Origin of the sequence: Compostibacillus humi, from assembly GCF_014637175.1 — a bacterium.
Lineage (GTDB): Bacteria > Bacillota > Bacilli > Bacillales > Amphibacillaceae > Oceanobacillus > Oceanobacillus humi.
Map to the genome: position 1 here is coordinate 1 of NZ_BMEV01000147.1, position 1,188 is coordinate 1,188.

At 38.8% G+C, this 1,188-nt stretch carries 1 protein-coding gene; it reads left to right on the plus strand.

The genetic code is table 11. The features are described from left to right. Positions 1-125: 125 nt before the first annotated feature. Entirely contained in the window at positions 126-1,088 is a 963-nt protein-coding gene (locus IEV18_RS16975) for a cytosine permease (RefSeq protein WP_373281956.1), read from the plus strand. Positions 1,089-1,188: the final 100 nt, after the last annotated feature.

Sequence of the window (1,188 nt, forward strand, 5' to 3'; positions counted from 1 at the left end):
ACAGTTTCTTTTTACTCCTCTTCCTTTATTGGTAAAATTTATTTCACCAATAAAGGAAGAGGCCACCAAGCGCAAGCGCGGTAGCCTAAACCCCAACATTTGACATAGAACCTATTTTTTCTTTCTTGTTAGCTATATCTGCGGTTACATGGGTGTCTTTAAATGGAGATATTTTCTCACGCTTAATAAATAGTACTTTTAGTTGGTGGCCGTTGCCCATATCAATTACTGCAGTACTCGTAATCTACATGTGGATGTTATCGGCAATCAACGGTTATAAAGGATTAGAATTTATAAGCATGCTCGGTGTCCCGGCTGCGATTGTCCTTTCTTTTGTTGGAGTAATATCAGTAGGTAGGTCGGCAGATGGTTTTTCAGGAGTTTTTCAATATGTGCCTAGCGAACCGATTACTTTTACCACTGCAACAGCATCCATAGTAGGCGGTTGGGTATTCGGAGCAACTATTACTCCAGATGTGTGCCGGTTTGCAAAATCTAAATCTCATGTTGTTATTGCAGGGTTGGTGGCGTTTTTAATAGGATGTTTTAGCTTTCAATTTGCCGGAGCGTTGATTGCCATTAGCACCGGACAAGGAGATTTTACATTAGCAATGACTGCTTTGGGACTTGGATTGGTTGCTTTTTTTACCGCAGTTTTTTGCTTATGGACGACTCAAGATAATAATATTTATGGTGCAAGTTTAGCATTACAGAATGTAATTAAAGATACTAAGTATTATGGAAAAATTAAACATAAACATATCGCATTTACGATTGCAACTTTGGGGGCTGTGTTTGCAGCGGGAGGAATATTTAACATCATCATGCCAATCATACAATTCTTATCCCTGTTAATCCCACCTGTTCCAGGGGTCATTATGGCAGAGGAATGGTTCATTAAAAAACCAAAACACTCGTTTGTCGTCAATCATCGTGCAATTATCGCATGGTTGATAGGGGGCATATTAGGATTTATTTCCCTAAGAACTGGTTTTTTCGTTCCTCCGATAATTGGAATGTTTTCAGCTGGAATAGCTTACCTCCCTCTATATACTTCGTTTTTCTTCAAAATGCCCCTGTTTTCTTAGAATTGCTCAAACTTCGTTTTTTGAATGTATTTGTGGACAGAGCTTATGCAAAGAGTGCAGAATATTCAAACGGGGTTTAATCCATCCTAACAGCCAAATT